General features: G+C 47.3%; 1 protein-coding gene. It reads left to right on the top strand.

Annotation, left to right across the window (positions count from 1 at the left end; all coding sequences use genetic code 11):
• The coding region (locus ASV53_RS25335) for an RHS repeat-associated core domain-containing protein (protein WP_141226376.1) at positions 1–275 on the top strand (275 nt) is incomplete at both ends.

Here is a 275-nt window from a genome sequence, read left to right as displayed (position 1 = left end):
TACGATCCGATCACGGGTCGCTTTATCCACCAAGACCCGATTGGCTTATTGGGGGGAATAAATCACTACCGTTATGCGCCCAATCCCGTGCAATGGGTCGATCCATTGGGGTTGAGTTGTAAAGAGGGGGGAGGAAATGCACTCTTAAATTCAGCGTACTTTCTTGGTGGTATAACTAAATATTCTGGAAACGCAGTTACAGGGACTATTGAAGCAATATATGCGGATCCTACTGGCGTTGCATGGGATACACTCTATACGGTAGTTGATGCGGC

Source organism: Photobacterium sanguinicancri (assembly GCF_002265265.1).
GTDB classification, from domain to species: domain Bacteria; phylum Pseudomonadota; class Gammaproteobacteria; order Enterobacterales; family Vibrionaceae; genus Photobacterium; species Photobacterium sanguinicancri.
Note: the sequence above shows the minus strand (reverse complement) of the source record. Positions and strands in the feature narration are given on the sequence as shown.